The organism is Pedobacter sp., assembly GCF_037719805.1.
Lineage (GTDB): Bacteria > Bacteroidota > Bacteroidia > Sphingobacteriales > Sphingobacteriaceae > Pedobacter.
On the sequence record NZ_JBBJLZ010000002.1, the window covers coordinates 565,447 to 586,321 of the forward strand.

Below are 20,875 nucleotides of genomic sequence, written 5' to 3' on the forward strand. Positions count from 1 at the left end.
TTTTGCGGTTAAATGTTTTTCCAAGAAGGTGTAAACAGAATCTTTACGTTACCTTAATGTTATTGCAACAAAGTTGTGTTATGACAGTATTTTTATTTGTGTCAGTACTGACACGAGTTTAATTTAGCGCAAGCACGCACTTTGACTTTTCCAATCCATGAAGGAAAAGCACAAAGATTTTTACACGGCTATAGGTAATAACTTAAGGAAAATCAGACTTGAAAAAGGTTTTTCACAGCAAGACCTCGCAAATAGGTGCGATGTGGAACGGGCTAAAATAAGCCGGATTGAAAACGCTACAGAAGATTTTATGCTATCTACTCTTCTGGAAATATCAATTGCTCTGGAAGTCAACCTTAGTATTCTAATCGAGCAAGAAAAGTAATCAACTCATAGATTGAAACTTATCTTTCAACCATAATCTATCAAACACAACTGGAATTATTCCAAGAAATAATCAAATAATTTTTTTTAATCGCATTTTTAAATGCAACTTTGTTGAATTAATGAGAAGAATTAGTTTTTCAAAGCAACTGAATAAAGTATTGCAACGTGGGGTAGCCCTTGCTTTGCTTTCACTATTTATTTCCATTCCCATTATAGAGGCTTTGCACCATCATTCCTCATCAGGTGATATCCAGATATCCACCAACAAGAACCAAAACAGCGTTGAAAAAGTAATACATACACCGAGTCCAATCTGCGATATATGTAAATTCTTATCCACCCAACAAACGGGTAATTCTATCGGTTTTGATTCCATTGAGCTTTTAACATTCTTTAAATCAACAATAACAGTTAATACTCTTTATCTATTAAGTGTCTTTAAATCCCTTGTCCATTGCTGGACCAATAAAGGCCCTCCTTCTTTAGTTTAACCCCTTAATTAATAGAAAACAAGATTGCTTTTGTGGCGGCTTGCCTTTCTGTTTTGCAATTTTCAAGGATAGTTCTCCTTTAAATTTTCACGGTTATATTTTTAAATTTTTCTTTCATGACAAGAACAATTGCCTTGTATATGTGGCTTGTGCCATGTATATGCTACTCGCAAATTGTAACAAAGCCGGTTAAGCATACGCTTGATTCATTGCACAACTTACAAGAGGTTGTAGTAAAAAGCAACATTCTAAAAATAATAAAGGAAAGCCCCGGCAACGTTACTGTAGTTGATGTTAAGCCGTATTATAATTCTAATATAACGCCGGTACAAATATTAAGGCAAACTTCTGGAATAAAAGTAAAACAGGATGGTGGGTATGGATCACGGGTTGATTTCTTTGTTAACGGCAGCACAGGAAAGCAAATTAAATTTTTTCTGGACGGCCTGCCCTTAGATAATCTAGGCGAAACACAGGGAGTAAATAATTTGCCGCTTGAGCAGATAGAGCGAATTGAGGTTTACAAAAGTGTGCTACCAATAGAATTAGGAGTTGATGCTTTAGGCGGGGCTATCAATATCATTACCCGAAAGGAAAGAATCAATTATATAGATGCTTCATATGCACTAAGTTCCTTTAATACACACAGGTTAAACTTTGCAGGCAAAAAATTCTGGTCTGAAAAATTTTATACCAGTTTAATTGCCTCTGGTGGTTATTCAGATAATAACTATAAAATAACGGTTGGCATTCCTAATCAAAATTATAATCTGGAAACCCGTGAAGTCGAGCGTTTTCACGACAGGTATAAAAATCAGCTAGTTAAGGCGGAAGCTGGAATTGTAAATATCTCATGGGCAGATCAGCTTGCACTTACTCTCAGCAGAAGTGAGCTGGATAAACAATTGCAGCATAATCTGATAATGACTCAGCCATACGGTAAAGCAACTTATCATGAAACGCTATACAATGCCTTACTGAAATATCAAAAAAACAATCTTTTTAAGGGGATCAGTCTGATAAGTCAATCATCTTTCAATAGGGTTAATGGTGTAAATGTTGATACCTCTCAAAATATATACATCTGGAACGGGAATGTTTTTGATCGCAGATTAAAACCGGATGAAGGAGAACTTGAAAAAGCTAAATATTTAAATATTTACACTAATATCATCAATCAACGCACCATGCTGTCATGGCGGCTTAGTGATCAATATAAAATCTCCTTCATAAACACTTTCCAGCATTATCGCAGAACAGGCAAAGATACATTATCGCAATCCGCTAATTACGGAATTGATTTTTTCGGAAAACCTTCTGTTCTGCTAAAAAACATTGGCGGTATTGGCTTTGATGGAACTTTATTTAATAACAAACTAAGGTTAAGTACTTCGGTAAAGCATTTTTATGCCGAGATGAGCAGTTATGAACTTGTCAATAACCAGCATATTCAATCTTTGCAAAATATTAAAAATATCACCTATAATGCAGCACTCACTTATCCGCTAAACAATAATATTCTTCTTAAAACTTCTTTTGAACATGCTCTTCGTTTGCCTGATGTAGAAGAAGCGTTCGGAAACCTGATGTTGATAAAGCCCAATCCGAATCTGAAACCAGAGTCAAGTGACAATTTAAACCTTAACGTCCTAATTAATGAAGACAAAATTGATGCGGAGATAACCGGATTTTACAGAAACGTTCAGGATCTGATATTCCTTGAAACCAACACCAGGGGAAACGGCATGAGTAAAAACCTTAATTCCGCAAGAATAAAAGGAATAGAAGCAGCGGCAAACTACCACTTAAATAAGGCTTTAGACTTTAATTGCAATGCTACTTATCAGGATTTAAGAAACAGAGGAACCATTACAGGTGATGCCAGCTCAGGCCGGTATGTTAACTCGCGTATACCTAATATCCCTTATTTTATTGCTAATAGTGGCATTAATTATAATAGAAACAGGCTTTTTAACAGAGATGTTATAACTAAGCTATGGTTAAACCTCAATTATACTCATGAATATTTTCTGTATTGGGAGGTTGATGGAGATAAAAATCGAAAGAATCTTATTCCTTCTCAGTTTCTTCAAAACGCAGGAATATCCTGCTCCTTTAAAAATAACCTTACGTTCACTTTCGAAAGCTACAATTTAAGCAATCAGAAAACCTACGACAATTTTAACGTCCAGCTTCCCGGACGCTCGTTCAGTCTTAAAACAAGATTTTATATATCAAAAACCCAACGTAATTAACAAAAAATGAAAAAATCAAACTATTTTCTGGCCTTATCGGCATTCCTAGTCATCAGCACTCAAGCTTGTAAAAAAGACGATAATGAAGTAAAAGAAGAAACAGGTGAAGCCAAGTATGCTATCAGTATAACTGGAACAACGGCACCTACTACCTCTTATTTGTTCAGTACACCTACATTTCCGAGTGGAACATTAGGCACTAGCACAGCTTTAGAATCACCAAGTTCGGCGACAATTTACAAGTATGGAAAATACGTTTACCAAAATAACTTTGGTGCGCCCGCAACACTTAGAAAATACTTTTTCGATGCTGAAGGGAAACCGCAAGAAGTGGGTTCGTTTGTAATACCTGGTTTAAAAACTATGGGGGCGGTTTCTTTTACTAGTGAAACTGAAGCTTATGCAACCGTTGCAGGCTTCGGCAGTCTGCCAAAATTGGTGAAGTTCAATCCGTCAACAATGCAAGTTTCTAGCACTATAGACCTAAGCGGACTATTAAAAACTGGTGCAACCGAAATGTATTACATCGGCCTGGTGCAAAGAGATAATCACATTTATATGGGAGTAAACTATCAAGATGCCACTTTCAATAATTTGGAAGATAAAGTTTTTATAGCCGTAATTGATAAAACTACCGGCACTCTTGTGAAACTAATATCTGATGACAGAAGCAGTCAAATGTGGAACGGTGGTTCAGAATCATCATTCGCAGCTAACGGTTTAGTTAAAGATTCTAACGGTGATATTTATGTAATGGGCTATGCCAATAAAGGCAAGCCAAGCGGTATACTAAAAATAAAAAACGGGGAAACTACTTTTGACCCTGCTTACTTTTTCGACCTGAATGCTGCAACTGGAAAGCCATGTTTAGGAATTCTACACTTCGGAAACGGTCAGACGTTTACGGTACGATTTGATGATGCTACAGCGTATCCCTTTGATAAATCTACTGTTTTCAGTTGTCAGTACTACAAAATTGATCTGGCTAATAAAACTACCTCCGGCAATATATCAAGCACAATTCCAGGCTTTAAAGGAAGGTATGCATTTGCTACTAAATTTGATAATAGCAAGATTTACTTTAATGTAAATGCAGCCACAAGCAACTCAATTTACTCTTACAAAATTAGCGATGGAGCGGTAGCTAAAGAGTTCGATTTCAGCTCCGGCCCATGTAACGGATTCGCAAAAATAGATCAATAAGTCATCAATAGTTTCAGACACCTCAAAAGGTGTCTGAAACTTAATTCAAATCAATCTCATGTTACAAGCTATTGAACTAAGCAAGAAGTACCAAAATCATATCGCCTTAAACAATCTTAACCTTACCGTTCGTCCGGGTGAGATTTTCTGTTTACTGGGAGCGAATGGAGCGGGGAAATCAACAACTATCAATTTGTTTCTCAATTTTATTCAGCCTACATCAGGGCAAGTACTGATTAATGAACTAGATGTAGTAACCGAACCTGTAAATACTAAAAAGTTTTTGACCTATATCCCCGAGAATTTGATGTTGTATCCCATGCTTACGGGATTGGAAAATCTTGACTTTTTCTGCGGCTTGTCTGATAAGAAATTCAAACATGCGGAACTGGAAGATTTTTTAAGTCAGGCAGGTTTACAGGCAGATTTCTTTAATAAAAGAGTTTCCACTTACTCTAAAGGGATGAGGCAAAAGGTGGGTATTGCCCTGGCTATTGCTAAGAATGCAAAAGTGCTGTTACTGGATGAACCCACATCCGGGCTTGACCCTAAAGCTAGCAACGAATTTTCTGAACTGCTTTTGAAAATGAGAACCTTGGGCGTAGCTACGCTAATGGCAACGCATGATTTATTTCGCTCAAAAGATACGGGTACACATATCGGCATCATGAAGCAAGGTAATTTATTAGAGTCTTTCCGTTCGGACGATATAAGCTTTGAAGAATTGGAGAAACTTTATTTGCAGCACATGCACAGGTAGGTGAAAAGTTGAAAGTTTTAAGTTAAAAGTAGTAATATAAAAGTTTGGGCGTTTTAACACGCTGTCCGCTGTATCTTTTTGGCTGGAGAAGCCAAAAAGGATGCCGCTTCCATCGTTAACGCACTAGCGCATAAAAAACCGACATGAAATACATCCATTTCTATTTATTGCTACTGTTATTCGTGTTCCATTCGCAAGTGTTTTCTCAATCGTTAGAAAGCATCACCATAACAGGAAAAATAACAGATTTAAAATCAAATCATTTAAGTGGCTTAACCGTATCGCTTTATGCAGAGAAAGACAGTTTGCTTGTGAGTAACACGCAAAGCAATGAAAAAGGTGTGTTTCAGTTTAAGATTTCTTCCGGAAGGTATTTCATCAAAATTACAGGCTTAGCGTACGCTTCTTTCAAATCTTCAATTATTGAGGCAACTGCTAATAAACCAGAAATAGTACTGACTGCAATTGTTCTTCAGCCGAAGATGAACTCATTAAAAGAGGTTGTAATTACCAGCAAGACAGATGCTTTAAAACTAAAGGACGCTAAGCTGATCTACGACATTGAACAAAGTCCGGCAGCAACCGGAAGTTCAGCCTTGGAACTTCTTCAACGAACGCCCGGAGTTACAGTCGACCAAAACGAAAACCTCCTGCTCAAAGGTTCGTCTGCAGTGAATGTATTGATTGATGGGAAAGCAAATTACCTATCGGCCCAGCAACTAAGTAATATGTTAAAAGGCATGAATTCATCCAATATCAGCAGGATAGAAATCAGCAATACGCCAACAGCAGAATTCGATGCTTCCGGTAACGCAGGGGTTATCAATATCATTACAAAGAAGAGCAACAAGCCAGGCTATGCTACCGATATAAGTGCCGGCATTGGGGCAGGTCATTATCTTTTAAACCGTGAAAGTATTACGGGAAATATAAAGACCAAAAAATTTAATTTTTATGGTAATCTGGGGTATGACCATCGCCATTCTTTAGCCCGGCGAAACGGTGAGCAAATCAGGCAAAAAAATAATGAAACCTTAGTTTATAATCGTGAAATAGCCGATGAAATGCAGACATATTATTACAGCTATCGGGCCGGTCTGGATATTTACCTGAAGAAAAATATGGAACTGGGCTTTTCATACAATGGCTACACGGATGATTGGAGCCGAAACTCAGGCGGCCCTACGCTTGTCTCATCCGCAGTTTCTGGTTCTCAATCCATTATTCAAAACCAAAATATATTGAAGGAACCCTATTACAATAACGGGTACAACCTAAGTTATAAAACCAGTTTGGATACTAATGGAACTGTGCTTACCGCAAATGGCGATTATATAGCTTATCGTAACAATTCCGACGGCTCCATCAGCAACAGCTGGAAGGATATCAGCGGTAATATGTTACAGCCTTACCAGCAATTAAATTTTCACCAGCCAAGCACTATCACCATACGTTCTATAAAAACCGACTTGGAATTGCCTTTTGAAGGAATCCGCTTTAAAATTGGCTTAAAGTACTCTTCCGTAACGATAAACAATGATTTCAAATATGACTCATTAATCAACAACACTTACATATTTGCTCGCTCGCTTAGCGACAACTTTATTTATGACGAGCAAATTTCTGCGGCCTATTTTTCGGCGGAACAAAAATGGAAAAACACCAGCATTAATGCCGGGCTTCGTTTAGAACACACCCGTTCAAATGGAAATTCTATCAGCACTAACACTCAAAACTCAAGAGAATATACCAACCTGTTTCCTTCATTCTCCGTAAGTCGAGATATAAATACAAACCATAAAATCACCTTTTCTATAAGCAGCCGAATTAACCGGCCAGCTTACAGTAATTTAAATCCGGTAAGGTACTTTTCTGATAAGTATGCTTATTTCCAAGGAAACCCAAGCTTAAAACCAGAGATAGCCTGGTTATCATCTATCACCTATTCAATCTATGATAAATATATAGCCACACTTAGCTATAATCGCTCTAATAACTTCATCTCTCAAAGTGCAGTTTTAGACAATAGTTCGGGGGTACTGATAACGAGTAATGCAAATTTCAAAAACAGAAGCAGGTACGATCTTTTATTGGTAAGTCCGAACAAGGTGACTTCGTTCTGGAATACTACCAATACCATCAATTTAAGTTATACCGAATATCCATTACAAGAAATGAACGGAATACGAAACGTCAGCAAAACGGCGGTAGATGTTATCAGTAGCCATATTTTTGACTTACCAAAAAAAATAAAATCAGAGCTAACAGCACACTATACCTCGCCCACGTTAAACGGAGTTTATGTTTATAAATCCTTTTTTTCAATAGATGGTGGCTTTAAAAAATCCTTTTTCAATAAAAAGCTTGATGCCCGTTTTTCTTTTTCTGATTTGTTCAGAACCATTCGATATCAGGGTTATACCATTACCAATACAGCTACTACCAGTTATAGTACAAAACCGGATAGCAGACGATTTAATTTTACGCTCATTTATCATTTAGGAGGGCATTTATCGGGTAACAAGACTCAGCGAATTGAAGAATCCGACCGGCTTTAAACTCTCATCCTTGTCCCCTAAAACATAAAAAACATTTTATTATTTAAATGCAACATAGTTGCATTTAAATAATATTTCATTATACTTGTATTGTTATTGCAATAACGAGGGGAAGCTGAAAACCTCAACCAGAGTAGGCGAAAAATTTAATCTTATATAACATGAAAAACTTAAGTAAAGAAGAGCTAATCGCTTTAATTCTATCAAACAGAGTTAATGGTTCTAGTACTCATTGTGCTGGTCACTGTACTGGAACGTTATAACAATTTAAACAGCGGGCCTAAGGGTCCGCTGTTTACAACACTATCAAAATGGATTCACAACAACTCACAGCTATTTTGGCGTATCAAAACGAGGATATTATTTATCGTTTCACCAATATGATGAACGTTACGGAAGATGAAGCCCAGGATATTTTTACTGAAACCAAAAAGTTTTTATACCTAAGTCTGTTACCCGGGATTTTTATACCCGACGAGCTTTTGATTTTAGATGAAATGTGGCATAATTTTATCCTCTTTACACGAGAATACCATGCTTTTTGCGAAACAAATTTCGCACGTTTTTTACATCACCAACCGGCAACAAAAGCTGAAAAATTACAACACAAAGAACTTTTAGTAACTGATAAGGATGCTGCGCAATCTGCCTTTACCGCTAAGCTAGAAAGAGTCATTTCTACTACCTATGACCATTTTGGCGATGATACAGTAATTAAGTGGTTTCACACCTATCCGGCTATTTATAGTCCGGAAAACATAAAAAATTTAAGAAAAATTTAAATGAGCATCTTTCCTAAACGAACACTGCAAGGCACATCAGTTACTATCCACTGGAATATTAACACCGCTGCTTTAAAGGGCACATATTGGTTTCCTTTGGTTAGGATAGGTGTTAAAGACCCCGAAGGAAATATTACCATGTTGTTTGAAAAACATGTGCTGGCTTTGCCATCTGTAGCTGATGAGACAAAGGCGGTACAAGAAAACAAACTTCTATACCTGAATAAAAACTTCCCCCTACTTTTTGTGGCGAGTTATTTAAGCGGGAAAAACAGTCGGGAAAAACTGGTTGATATATTAGAAAATATTCAAGGCGGGCGGCATTTTTATTTTACATACGCAGTACCTGATAATGCTGTTTTAGGAAAATATACGCTGATTTCTGAAGTAATAAGCGATGGAGAAATACGCCATTCTAGAACAGCAGCCGACGATTTCTTTTTTGTAGAGAAAGTGGGGATTGATGATTCTAGATATCTGGAGGGCAATGGTAAAGCTGTTTTGGTGAATTACTCTCCTGAACCTGTGCCGATAAAACTGATAGAGTATTATCCCGAAAATGATTTATTAGCTGAAAATATAGTGGCGTTTGAGCTGCGTGGCGATGAAAAAAAGGAGATTACTTTTAAGTCTGAACATACCTTTTTAAGCTATAACGAAGAACGGGAAATCATTTCGGTTTTGCCGCAAGAACACTTACCTGTTCGCAATCCGTATTTTCTGATTTTAGAAAAAGAAGCGGAGGCCAGCACCTACATTTTGAACCGGGAAACAGACGAGGCGTATATTTTGGAAGGTAAAACAAGAGCGATCTGGAATAATGCGGATGGGATGAATTCAAAAGCAAGTGTTCTGTTTAACCATTGTGAGACGGAATATGAGGAAATGATAGCTAATGGGCTGATTAAGGAAGTGGAGATTTAGATAACAAATCAAGCGTTTTGCAGGCTGCGTGAGGGATTGTAGTGGAAAGCCCACAGCCCCAATTTTTCTTTGGGGCGAGGACTTGCAACGTAAAGCCCGACCCCAATTCTTCATTGGGGGCTCGCCCCAATAATTCCCGGTAAGGCTGGGACCACACGACAATCTTTGTATAAACAAACGCAGACAGCGTTCAGAACGCTGTCTGCGTTAAAATGTAAAAGCGTGAGCAAACTGAAAATTATTATAAAGAAAGAAATTTTTACAGCTACAAGAAATCTGCAGGTTCAGCTTACGGCGGGTATTATTTGTATTTTATTGTTAGTAGCCGGAGCGGGCGGCTACCTGAATTACAAAACCCAAAAAGAACAACTTGCTTATGCAAAAGAGCAGAAAAGACAACAATGGCTTAACCAGGGCGATAAGCACCCGCATATTGCTGCGCACTACGGAACGTTTGTATTTAAGCCCAAAACGGGTTTGAGTTTTTTTGACTTCGGCTTGGATGCTTACACGGGTTCGTCTATTTATTTAGAAGCTCATTACCAGCACGAGTTTATGTTTAGGCCGGCGCAGGATTATGGAGCTATGATTCGGTTTGGTGAATTATCTATTGCCCTGGTATTGCAGATTTTAATTCCGCTACTGATTATATTTTTATGCTTTTCGTCGTTTACTCAAGAGCGGGAAAATGGCACATTAAAAATCATACTGAGTCAGGGTATTTCGTTTAAAACACTGGCCTGGGGCAAAATTACGGCTTATAGTATGTTGATATTTGCGATTTTGATACCGGCTATCCTCATGCTGATGGTGGGAATATTTACACGCCCGGAGATGATGTTTACGGAAGATATTTTTTGGCGAATCTCATTTCTATTGATAAGCTACTCCCTCTACTTTTTCATATTCATTGGATTGTCGGTATGGGTTTCATCGTATTCGAATGTATCGGGAAATGCGTTGCTTACCCTGCTTGCAGTTTGGATTCTGTTTACCATTATTATACCAAAAACCACCGCAAATACTGCCGGAAACTTGTTTCCGCTACCCTCTATAAACAGTTATCACCAGAAAATTAAACAAGATATTGATAGTAGAATTGAACGCAACACGCTTAAGGATACGCTTATTGTAAATTTTACCAGCAGGCTTTTAAAGCAATACCGGGTGGACTCGGTTGCGCAATTGCCTATAAATTACGAAGCTGCCTGTGCACAGGTTTATGAAGATTTTTCGAATTCTATACACGATAAGCATTCTAAAAGCTTATTTAATCAATTCGTGAAGCAGAATGAAGTGAGTACGTACGCTAGTAGTTTTAACCCGTATTTATCCATCCGCAATTTATCTATGTCACTTTCGGCTACCGACTTTTATACGTATGCTGATTTTCAAAATGCAGCTGAACAATACCGCAGGGATTTGGTGCGAAAAATGAATTTCGATTACCGAGACCATTCTAAAACCGGAGAGTTTTACGAGTATAAGGCAGATGGAAAGCTATGGCAGTCTGTTAAAGATTTTAGTTATGAAATACCGGGAGTGAAAAACGCTATAGCAAATTACAGATTTGAGTTTTTGACATTGGTGTTTTGGGCTATAATGATTTCGGTACTTGTTACTTTTTGGGTGAATAAATCGGCGATATAAGGTGAAGGCTCAAAGCTGAAGGCTGAATTAAAATACCACAACAAACACTATGATTAAGTTTTTATTTAAGTATGAATGGCTGCATTTTACACGAAACAGATTTCAATTATTTATTCTGTTTTTAACCGCTCTGCTAGGTTTTTACGCTATTTATTACGGCTGTACAGAAATACAAAAACAGCGGCAGGTTATAGAGCAGGTAAAGCAACTACAAGCAAAACAGTTAGTAAAAATTGAAGAAGGCTTTAACGCTGATACTACTACAAAAGAAGGTAAAAAAGCATGGCAGTTAGCTGCGGTTCCTGGTTTTGCCTGGCACAAGCATCAATACGCTGCAATATTTACACCGTCAGCGCTTGCGCCACTTTCTATCGGTCAGCGTGATTTACAGCCCTACTATTATAAGCTCTCGGCAATGAGTTTATACTACCAGATTTTTCAAAACGAGATAGCCAATCCTCAGAAACTGCTGGCCGGAAATTTCGACTTATCGTTTGTTTTGATCTACCTCTTCCCATTGGTTATCATTGCTTTTTGTTATAGTATCCTCTCGTCCGACAAGGACAAGGGTGTGCTCCCTTTATTAAAATCTCAAGCGGTGCCTGTTCATAAAATCATGTTAATTAAGCTGCTATTTTACTTTGTGCTCTTGTTTAGTACCGCAATTATCCTCTGCATTGTGGGGTTCATTTTTTCGGAAATCAGTTTTTCAGTAGAATATGATAAGGTATTCGCCTGGGTAGGAACTGTTTTAGTCTACTTTCTTTTTTGGTTTACGCTGCTTTTCCTTATCATTTCATTTAACAGAAATTCTGCCTTTAACGCTATTTCTGGAATCGGTTTATGGTTGTTGTTTCTGATTATTATTCCGGCTTTAATAAATATTATGATCACGGTGGCAATGCCCTTAAACACCACAATATTATCTGGAATAAGCCGAAGGATGGGTGTTGCTAATGAAGAAGATGATGCCAATCAGAAAGCGGTTATTCGTGAATTTCTGCATCACCATCCTGATTTTAAGAAGGTAGATACCACTAAAAACCTGTATGGTAAGGGCCATGCTGCTTTCACCGTTTTAAGGGACCAAGAGTCGAAAAATCTTGTTGAAAATTACCAGAACCAGGTAAAAGAACGGGACCAAATTGCGGGTCATTTTAATGTGATAAACCCAGCTGTACGGGCCCAAAACCTTTTTGATGCCATTAGTGAATCGAATTTATATGCTTTTCAACGCTTTAACCATTCGGTCACAGCCTATCATCAAACTTTGGTTAAGTTTTACTATTCCAAACTGTTTAGTGATGAAAACTTTGTGAAAAGCGACTATCTTCAAGCACCCCAATTTACAGAGCAGAAGGCATCGGAGGCAACCGATTATCCCATTATCAGTGGAATGATGCAGCTTTTAATCATATCACTTATTCTTTTCGTGGCAGCTTATGTTGTTGCTCAAAAAAACACTTAATATTTTTATTCAGATGCGCTCAAAAGATGCGATTCTTAAAGATAAGCTAGGAAAGCTGATGTATCAAATGTCCCTTCCGGGGATTATGAGTATGCTGGTTATTTCTCTTAACTCTTTTGTAGATGCCGTGTTTGCAGGGCGGATTATGGGTGCCGATGCGCTGGCGGGGGTTTCGCTGTCTATGCCTTTATTGGTGGTTAACTCTGCGTTAACAGGCTTTATTTCCTCAGGAGCGTCGAACGTATTAAGTCGTGCCATTGGCAACGGAAACGAATACGTCACCAAAAATATTTTTACGTATGTATTGATCTATACTATCGGCGTATCCTTCATTCTAGGTGTTTTAGGATTTGCTTATGCCCGGCCGCTTATGATGTTGATGGGAGCAGAAACTGGTGTACTTGAAGAAGGAACTTTGTATTATAAATGGATGATGGCTGGCTGTGTTACCAGCATTTTCGGACTTGGGGTGTCGGCTCTTATCCGTGCAGAAGGGCTAATGAAATTTACAATGCGTGTCACTGCGGTTTCTGTGCTGATAAATATTATTCTTAATCCTATATTGATGGGTTATTTTGGTTTAGGTGTGATGGGATCTGCTTGGGCTACTATTATATCAATGGCCATTTATTCCGCTTCGATACTATATTACTTACTCTCTGGACGAAGTGCTGTAACCATAAATCTGAATAAGTTTAAGGCAGATTGGGTAATTATTTCAGCTATTTCCTCTGTCGGGATATCCGCCCTTGTTATGCAGTTAAATAATTTTTTAAGGCAGATATTCCTTTTTAAAACGGTCACTTTATACAACAACAGTTCAGAAGTGGCTTTTTTTTCTGCCGTTTTTCGCATTTTTTCTTTTTCGGTAATACCTATTTTTGGAATGCTGCAAGCCATGCAGCCAATTGTTGGAATAAACTATGGTGCAGGAAATTACGAACGCAGTATTTCGGCTTTAAAACTATTCCGAATTGCCTGTAGCAGTTTGATGTTGCTGATATTGATTCCGGTTTTTCTTTTTCCAGAGGTTCTGCTCTCACTCATATTACCGAAAATGGAATTTTCAGAACAAAATATTTTCCATTTCAGGCTTTTAATGTGCATTCTTCCCTTAGCACCCATATCTTCTACGAGTATGGTTTTTTTACAAGGTACAGGGAACGCAAAAATTGCTACCTATTTAGCTTTAGGTAGAGAGATGGTTCTATTCATCCCCTTACTGATTTTGTTGCCCACTTTCGCTGGGAAAAGCGGAGTGTATTATGGCCTTTTTATTGAAAATATTTTATACATGCTCATTGTATTTTTTGTGGTTAGAAGGCAAACGAAAAGGATGATATCGAATACAAATCTTACATATCCAATATTGAATGCTACCGTATGAGTTTTAAAGGATCAGAAGTAAAATACGATGTAATTATAATAGGCGGCAGTTACGCCGGTCTTTCTGCTGCTATGGCGTTAGGCCGTTCTTTAAGAAAAGTGCTTATCATTGATAGCGGTTTGCCTTGCAACAGGCAAACACCGCAATCGCACAACTTCATAACACACGATGGACAACATCCGGCTGTAATTTCAGCTACCGCAAAATCACAGGTGCTTGGCTACAAAACAATCAAATCAATCAATGATACGGCTGTTTCCATCTCGGGCAAAAACAATGAATTTGAGGCAGTCACTCTGGCCGGAAAAAAATACGATGCTAAGAAATTAATTTTCGCTACGGGAGTGAAAGATATAATGCCCAATATAAAGGGCTTCGCCGAATGCTGGGGAATTTCCGTTTTACATTGCCCTTATTGTCATGGATTTGAAGTTGCTGGACAAAACCTGGCTGTTCTGGCAAATGGTGAATTAGCTTTTGAGATGGGCAAAATGATACATCACTGGTCAAAAAATCTAACCATCTTAACTAACGGAAAATCAACCTTAACAACTGATCAAACCGATAAACTGCAAAGGAATAAGATTTCAATTATCGAAAACGAGATTACAAGTTTTGAGCATGAAAATGGCACAATAAAGCATGTGGTTTTTAAGGATAAACCCGCAGTAGATTTTAAGGCAATATTTGCGAAAATAGCATTTGAGCAGCATACTAATATACCTGAAACTTTAAGCTGTGAGTTAACTGATACCGGATATACCAAAGTAGATGATATGCAACGAACTTCGGTTACTGGAATTTATGCCGCTGGGGATAATACAACACCTATGCGTGCTCTTTCTGCTGCGATTGCGGCAGGAACAATGGCGGGAGCAATGATGAATAAAGAACTTATTAATGAAAGTTTTTAACCAGCTTAAAAATAATTTAAGAGGCTGCATCAAATTTTGAAACAGCCTCTTAAGTTTAATCTTATTGAACTTTCACATTAAAAGTTGCATCTAAATCTGTACTGCCTGGAGTTTCAGAGCCTGTTTTAATACCTGGCTGATGCCTTAAAATTACCTGTAATTTACCTGTAGCAGCAGTTGTTGTAACCGCATCAGATACAATACCAAGAGGTAAATTTTTACTGTCTTTATCGGTAACTGTTACAGTTAGTACATTGGCAGGGGTAGGTTTGAAAACGAATAAATGGTCTACTGCTTCCTTAATAACCTCTTCTTTAGTATTCACTACGGGATTTTGTGCTTCATTCAACACCGCATCTATCTCCATTTTGTAGCTGGTATTAGGAGCCAGTATAATTTCACCAATTACCGGTGCATTACCTCCATCGCCATCCAAATCTTTCCAAGACACTAGTTTAACATCAGATGCATTGGCTTTATTGGTAAACTTTAACCTTAGCGTAGTAATGAGTTCATTTTCTTCCACTTCGGGAAGCGGATCATCCTTTTTACATGAAGAAACACTTAACATTATGGCTGCTACAGCTAGTAATGATAATTTGAATTTGCTTTTTAACATAGTTTTAAATTTTAATTATTTAGTTGATTTTTATTTGTTCCTATTGGTATTTGCAGACGTATGATAAAATTTCTGCCTGTATCATCTGTATAGTATCTAAACCTGTTCAGGTAATCCCGGTAGGCGGTATTAAATACATTCCAGCAGCTTAAACTTATACTTGCCTGATGGCTGGCTATGGGTATTGTGGTACTAAAATCTACATTAAATAAGGTGTATGCTTGGGGAGTTGGGGCGTAATCCTGCTCCGCTTTTACTCTCCATTGCCGAGCGGTGTGGCTGCCCGTTAAATCAATAGCAGAATTCTTAAAAACTTTAAAATCGGGCAGATTAAATCCTGTTGTCAGCGTTACCTTGTCTGAGGGAATAAATTCAAGATGCTTATCCGAAGCAACGTCATAAGCCCTTACAAACGAATATTTCAGTGTGGTATTTAGGGTATTATTAAATTGATAACTAGAAAGTAAATCAGCACCTGTAAAACGAGCATCAACTTGTACATACTGAAAAGATGGAAAAGCACCCCGAACGGTAAGTACGGGAACTAGATCTGGTTTTAGATAGATATAGTTGTTGATTGTATTCAGATAGATGCTTGCTTCCCCTTTAAATTTGCCAGTTATTTTACTCACACCGGCTGTTAAATTAAAAGAGGATTCTTCTTGTAAATTTCTATCGCCTTTTTCAAAAGAGGCACTTCCGTGATGAACCCCATTGCTAAACAATTCATTTATTGCCGGAGGGCGCCATGCTTTTGCGATGGTGGTGCTGAAACGATAATTTTCCGTTAGGTTATAAGATGCCCCTAAGGTTCCAGACAGTTGATTGAAATTAAACTTGGGCCGTATTTCCGAGCTGTTGTTATCATAAACGTTTTCACGGAGCCGGGCTTCCATCATCTTATAATCATAACGGATACCGCCTTCGATTGACAGCTTGTTTTTAGTCCATCGTTCAATAAGAAAAACACCGCCGCTATAGCTGTCGAAAAATGGAATTAAATACCTGCCATCGTAAAAATTATGCTGAAACATCCCGTTGATTCCAATTCGGCCACGCAATCCTAAAATCGGATCATGATCCAGAAATACATCGGCAGTTTGTGTATTCAAATCAAACTTAAGCTGGTATTTATTTTCGTTTGATTGCCGAACTATATCGTACTCTTCCCTATTATTTTGCTGAATACTGTATTGCGCATTCAGGCTTCCTAACCCACTGATAGCGTAACTTGATTTTAGCTTTAAAATTTGATGCCGAATTAATTGGTATGGCCTATTTATTTGATAAGAAAGTGTTGACTGATCAGATTTAAAAGGTTCGTTTCTACTGATGGCATTCAGTAGATCCGTTGTACTGCCTATGTGTGAGCCACTAAATATTCCGATTTTGGTATTAAAACTGCTTAAATAAACATCCCCACTAAATCCGGCTTTTCGGTAGCCAAACATTAAAGCGCCATTATATTCACTAAAACCTGTATTATTCATATAATAATCTGCGGTTTTAGAATTTCCGGCAATTTTGTATGTTCCCTGCGCCCGCCAACTAAAAGAGGAATGTTTACCATGAGAATTTTCTAGCATTCCTGAAAAAGCACCCTGACCGTTGTTGCTCATGCCAACCATGTTTACCTGCCCAAACAAAGCCTTTTCAAATTTTAAAGGGGAGGGCTCAAGCAAAATAACACCACCCATAGCATCTGCTCCATACATCACGCTGGCGGCACCTTTTACTACCGTAATTTGGTTTGCAATAAAAGGATCTATTTCCGGAGCATGTTCGCTGCCCCATTGCTGGCCTTCCTGCCTAACTCCGGCATTATATATAAGCACCCGGTTAGAATGAAGCCCATGAATAACGGGCTTAGAAATTGATGGGCCTGTTTGAATGGAATTTAAGCCAGGAATAGTTTTAAGTGCTTCACCTAGAGACTGGCCCCGGCTGAGTTCAAGCTGTTTGCCGCTGAGTTTACTACTGGTCTGTAAAGGTTTGGTAGTATTTCGTGAGCCTGTAACTTCAACTTCCGAAAGCTGAGAAATTTCCGATATCAGAAAAATATTAATTTCGGTAGCGCTTTTATTTAAATTAATACTAATCTCTTTATCCTGATAACCAACAAATGAAATCAGCAAGGTGTATTTCCCCTTGCAAAGTCCGCTAAAATGATAATGGCTATCATCTTCAGATTGTATCGATTGATTAAGTTCCTTGATCCTGATACTTGCTCCTGAAAGAATGTTTTTATCTTTTGAATCTTTAACCGAGCCAAAAATCATGTAATTACATGGCTGAGAAATTGAAACAAAAGGATATAGTAAAAAAGCTGTAATTAAAGGCAATATCTGCCTTAGATAATTTTTCATATGTTCCTCTTAAATCTAATTAGCTTTTATTTAGCTGTAGATTGGAGGAGCTTTATTGGTGATGAAAAATAAAGATTGGAATACCTTTTTAGGCGAACTTATGATAAATACTACATCTGCTTTCACAGAATAAGCAAATATGGTAGTTGTTGTAAGTATAGAATCTTTTAAAAACTGTACGGGTTTACAGCAAGGTTTTTCATGGCTCTTAACGGTTACCTTACTATCAGAAACCGAATAATCAGTGTTGGCCTTATGCTTATGAAATAACTGATGTACAGGCACAACATAGGTAAATATCGCTAGAAGCAATATCAATGTTGTTGATTTTATGAATACCTGATTCCGCATATATGATTTGCAAAGGAACGCAATACTATCTTTAAATGCAACTTATTGTCATTAAGTATTTCTTGAGGTAACTACTATTCCCTAATCTGCTTCACATCTATAATACAATACATCCCTCTCAAGCTAATTACAAAAGCCCTTTCAAGATAAAATTCTTACTTTTACATGGTATGGAAGGACGTAAAACTGAAAATGAATTTGACCAATTACTGGAGAGGAATGACCTCAAAAAAACCAAACCCAGATTAAGCGTCTTAAAAATTCTTTCTTCCCGTGAAACGGCTACCTCACAACCCCATTTGGAAGAAATTCTGGGCAAAGAAGTAGATCGGGTAACGTTGTACCGTGTTCTTAAAACATTTGAGGAGAAAGGCATTATACATAAAATTCTGGACATGAATGGTACTGCAAATTATGCTACCTGTGATAAATCCTGCTCAGAACAAAAACATGATGACAAGCATGTTCATTTCAATTGCACCGTCTGTTTAAATGTTTACTGCTTAGATGAACTTCACCTACCAAAGCTTTCTATGCCAGCAGGCTTCACCACCGCAAACGTAACTTTAATAGTGTACGGGATTTGTGATAAATGCAATAAGAAGGCGGAGGAGTATATAAAGAATAAGGATTGATAACTTGAAGCTTTTAAAACCAGTAACAATTAAATTCATTTACAAAAATGATAGTAATAACCTCTTTAGTATATAAGAAACTACTGGCATTTGTTCATTTTCCTACATTGATAATCCTGTATTACTAATTGAACTATCTTCGCTTTCTAGTACCTTTTCGCATTTTGGATTCTCTAATAAGATAAGCTGAGATTCAATTAATTCTTGAATCTCTAGTTTTACCTTTTGATAGTTCTCTTGAATATCCTCTATAGAAACTTTCTGAATAACCGGAATGGGCTTATAACTTTCTTCTTCCCTTTTTATTTCAGCATGATTATTTTGTATTTCGCTATGGAATATTTTAAGCTGTATTTTCTGTTCAGGATTATCGGCAACAATACCCACAAATTCACCGGAAGACAATGCGGCTATTTTAGCGGCAGGTATGGCATAATCCAATTGGGTACTTTTAGTTGTTGAGGTATCAGAGCTATTAATTGTCATACTGTTTTTATCCTGTACAATTTTTCCAAAATTCTCAGATAAAGTTTTTGCGGTATCGCCAGTTACTTGTCCACTGATAATATTACCCACTATGCCTGTAATGACATCAGCTTGCTCTGCACCATAATCTTTCTTTAATTGGCTAAAATCCTGAACAGCTAAAATAGTAGCTACTTTATTACTTCGTGCTGTAGCTATCAGGCTATCCATATTATTGAAATAGATAGTCGGGAATTCATCGAATATTAAACTGCTTTTAAGCTGATTCTTACGATTTACCAGTTTTATCATTCGGGAGATATAAAGAGAGAGTACCGCTCCATAGATTTGTAGCTTTTGAGGATTATTACCTAAACAAACAATTTTAGGGTCGTCAGGATTATTTACATCCAAAGTAAAATCATTATCAGATAACACATAGTACAATTGAGGTGAAGATAATCTTGCCAAACCAATCTTTGCACTGGCAATTTGTCCTTCAAGCTGAGCCTTCGCATTGTTATTATAGGCGGAAATAAATGGGTTGATCAAAACCTTAATTTCTTCTTCAGTTTGCAGTATAGCAAACAATGCATCGTAATCTGCTTGCATCAATTCAATCACGTGCGGCAACGTACAGTATTTTCCGTTATCATATTTTCTGAGAAACCAAATTATGGCTGTTAGAAAGTTGATTGGTGATTCCACAAAAAAATCGCCTTGCTTCTTAATCCACTCCCTATTTAGCCCCAACATGATAGTACGGCTTGCTTCTGTGGCATCAGTAATATCTTCCATTCCATGCGGATCGAGCGGGTTACAGCGATGAGTTCTGTTCAAGTCGTCAAAATTAATCACATAGAATGAAGGCTTTTTCGGGTAGTTATTCTGATATTTCAGTAATTTGTTATAAGCTATTTTCGTCAGGTCATCGTATTTAAAATCATATAGAAACATTGTAAAGCCCTTTTTCATATGCTGATCAATGATATGCCGGATAATGAAATAGCTTTTACCTGCTCCAGGTGTTCCGGCAATAAGTATCCCGCGAAAAGGGTTTATAAAGTTTATCCAACTTTTCCGTTGCTTGCCTTTTAAATTATATACCGCAGGAAGGTTTATAGAATATTCGTTATCCAGCAACCGTTCTTCCTGAGGGAAAGTCTCATTTTCCTTGTTAAAGATATCCGTTTGCATAGCCGATTTTAATAACCTGGATAATCGAACACCTCCCGTTAAAATCAATAAATATCCTAAGCTAGTCAATCCGATATAACTGATGGCGATAACGCTTGGAGGAGCATTGAGGTAGAAACTTAAAACGCTGGTAAAGTACAGCAACAATCCCAATCCGCAATAAATCCCAATTGTATCCTTTCGCATTTGTTCATCTTTTTTGCCCTTAGCACCTATTAATGAAATAATCAGAAATACCAATGCGCTAAGTTTTGGCTTTAGCATTCCCATAAGCAACCCTGTTCTGCTAATATTCATAATAATCCTATTGGTAATTTCTGCTGTCCAGCCCCACTGCTGAAAGGCTTCATAACAAGCGGTATAGAAATGAACGCTTAGAATAAATAAGCTAATAAGCCTGGTAAAATCAATAATCTTGCGTAATCCCTGTGTATCTTCTCCTGTTTGCATAAGTCTTTTACTG

16 protein-coding genes are annotated in these 20,875 nt (G+C 37.6%); 13 read left to right on the forward strand and 3 right to left on the reverse strand.

Annotation, left to right across the window (positions count from 1 at the left end):
* The first annotated feature begins 157 nt into the window (after window positions 1-157).
* The 12 genes from WKF66_RS07470 to WKF66_RS07525 all read left to right on the forward strand — a co-directional run bounded on the left by WKF66_RS07470 (window position 158) and on the right by WKF66_RS07525 (window position 14,779).
* Window positions 158-385 carry a helix-turn-helix domain-containing protein gene (locus tag WKF66_RS07470; protein WP_489673803.1) on the forward strand — a complete coding sequence of 76 codons (228 nt, stop codon included), beginning with the start codon at window positions 158-160 and terminating at the stop codon, window positions 383-385.
* A gap of 121 nt (window positions 386-506) precedes the next feature.
* Window positions 507-878, forward strand: coding sequence for a hypothetical protein (locus WKF66_RS07475; RefSeq protein WP_489673804.1), 372 nt, complete (start codon window positions 507-509; stop codon window positions 876-878).
* Window positions 879-994: 116 nt separating this feature from the next.
* Window positions 995-3,133: a TonB-dependent receptor domain-containing protein gene (locus tag WKF66_RS07480; RefSeq protein ID WP_489673805.1), complete on the forward strand. Its 2,139-nt coding sequence runs from the start codon at window positions 995-997 to the stop codon at window positions 3,131-3,133.
* A 6-nt stretch (window positions 3,134-3,139) separates the two neighbouring features.
* Window positions 3,140-4,336 carry a DUF4374 domain-containing protein gene (locus tag WKF66_RS07485; RefSeq protein ID WP_489673806.1) on the forward strand — a complete coding sequence of 399 codons (1,197 nt, stop codon included), beginning with the start codon at window positions 3,140-3,142 and terminating at the stop codon, window positions 4,334-4,336.
* Between the two features lie 58 nt (window positions 4,337-4,394).
* Window positions 4,395-5,096: an ABC transporter ATP-binding protein gene (locus WKF66_RS07490; RefSeq protein WP_489673807.1), complete on the forward strand. Its 702-nt coding sequence runs from the start codon at window positions 4,395-4,397 to the stop codon at window positions 5,094-5,096.
* A 143-nt stretch (window positions 5,097-5,239) separates the two neighbouring features.
* Window positions 5,240-7,654 (forward strand): outer membrane beta-barrel protein, encoded by a 2,415-nt coding sequence (locus WKF66_RS07495; protein ID WP_489673808.1) that lies wholly within the window; start codon window positions 5,240-5,242, stop codon window positions 7,652-7,654.
* Between the two features lie 311 nt (window positions 7,655-7,965).
* Window positions 7,966-8,436 carry a glycine-rich domain-containing protein gene (locus tag WKF66_RS07500; RefSeq protein WP_489673809.1) on the forward strand — a complete coding sequence of 157 codons (471 nt, stop codon included), beginning with the start codon at window positions 7,966-7,968 and terminating at the stop codon, window positions 8,434-8,436.
* Complete coding sequence (locus tag WKF66_RS07505; RefSeq protein ID WP_489673810.1) at window positions 8,437-9,360, forward strand: hypothetical protein; 924 nt, start codon at window positions 8,437-8,439, stop codon at window positions 9,358-9,360.
* Between the two features lie 222 nt (window positions 9,361-9,582).
* Complete coding sequence (locus WKF66_RS07510; protein ID WP_489673811.1) at window positions 9,583-11,010, forward strand: DUF3526 domain-containing protein; 1,428 nt, start codon at window positions 9,583-9,585, stop codon at window positions 11,008-11,010.
* 49 nt (window positions 11,011-11,059) lie between these two features.
* Window positions 11,060-12,478, forward strand: a complete 1,419-nt coding sequence (locus WKF66_RS07515) for a DUF3526 domain-containing protein (RefSeq protein WP_489673812.1) — start codon at window positions 11,060-11,062, stop codon at window positions 12,476-12,478.
* Window positions 12,479-12,491: 13 nt separating this feature from the next.
* On the forward strand, window positions 12,492-13,865 hold the full coding sequence (locus WKF66_RS07520; protein ID WP_489673813.1) for an MATE family efflux transporter: 1,374 nt from the start codon (window positions 12,492-12,494) through the stop codon (window positions 13,863-13,865).
* The gene (locus tag WKF66_RS07525; protein ID WP_489673814.1) at window positions 13,862-14,779 is read left to right on the forward strand and encodes an NAD(P)/FAD-dependent oxidoreductase; all 918 of its coding nucleotides are present in this window, start codon (window positions 13,862-13,864) and stop codon (window positions 14,777-14,779) included. The genes WKF66_RS07520 and WKF66_RS07525 overlap by 4 nt, the downstream gene beginning before the upstream one ends.
* Before the next feature lie 61 nt (window positions 14,780-14,840).
* On the opposite strand, the gene WKF66_RS07530 is transcribed toward WKF66_RS07525, so the two are convergent.
* Together WKF66_RS07530 and WKF66_RS07535 are read right to left on the reverse strand one after the other, a co-directional pair.
* On the reverse strand, window positions 14,841-15,398 hold the full coding sequence (locus WKF66_RS07530; protein WP_489673815.1) for a hypothetical protein: 558 nt from the start codon (window positions 15,396-15,398) through the stop codon (window positions 14,841-14,843).
* Window positions 15,399-15,409: 11 nt separating this feature from the next.
* On the reverse strand, window positions 15,410-17,764 hold the full coding sequence (locus tag WKF66_RS07535; RefSeq protein ID WP_489673816.1) for a TonB-dependent receptor: 2,355 nt from the start codon (window positions 17,762-17,764) through the stop codon (window positions 15,410-15,412).
* Window positions 17,765-18,285: 521 nt separating this feature from the next.
* On the opposite strand from WKF66_RS07535, the gene WKF66_RS07540 reads away from it, so the two are divergent.
* Entirely contained in the window at window positions 18,286-18,750 is a 465-nt protein-coding gene (locus tag WKF66_RS07540; RefSeq protein WP_489673817.1) for a Fur family transcriptional regulator, read from the forward strand.
* Window positions 18,751-18,852: 102 nt separating this feature from the next.
* On the opposite strand, the gene mobC is transcribed toward WKF66_RS07540, so the two are convergent.
* Entirely contained in the window at window positions 18,853-20,862 is a 2,010-nt protein-coding gene (mobC, locus tag WKF66_RS07545) for a conjugal transfer protein MobC (RefSeq protein WP_489673818.1), read from the reverse strand.
* Window positions 20,863-20,875: the final 13 nt, after the last annotated feature.